The organism is Massilia mucilaginosa (assembly GCF_011682145.1).
Lineage (GTDB): Bacteria > Pseudomonadota > Gammaproteobacteria > Burkholderiales > Burkholderiaceae_D > Telluria_A > Telluria_A mucilaginosa.
Genome location: NZ_WHJH01000220.1, coordinates 1 through 414, shown reverse-complemented (window position 1 = coordinate 414; position 414 = coordinate 1). Strand labels below are relative to the sequence as shown.

Annotated in this window: 1 protein-coding gene; it reads right to left on the bottom strand. The window is 68.1% G+C overall.

Annotated features, from left to right (window positions below; translation table 11 throughout):
* Positions 1-414: CHC2 zinc finger domain-containing protein (locus F2P45_RS37570; protein WP_229505451.1), on the bottom strand; the 414-nt coding region annotated here is incomplete at both ends.

Here is a 414-nt window from a genome sequence, read left to right as displayed (position 1 = left end):
CCAGCGCCTCCGGCGACTGCGCCAGGGTCTCGTGGTAGTAGCCGATCACCTGGTTCAGCAGCGCCTGGTCGTCGGCGTCGAACGACACCGGCGCCGGCAGGCTGCGCGCCGTGCTGCGCTCTTGCGGTGTGCCGGCGGCGGCCTGCACACCGGCGGCTAAGGCAGGATCGGCCTTGAGCAGTTCCACCGCGTGCCGGAACGATACGCCCCGGAACTTCATCACCCAGTCGATCGGCCCGCCGCCAATCTGGCAGCCGAAGCAGTGCCACAGGTTTTTTGCGGGCGTGACCACCAGCGACGGCTCGCTGTCCTCGTGGAAGGGGCACACGCCGATGCGGTCCTTGCCGGACTTTTTCAGGGCGATGCCGGCCGACTCGACCAGGCGCTCGACCGCCACTTCATTCTTTAGCCGCT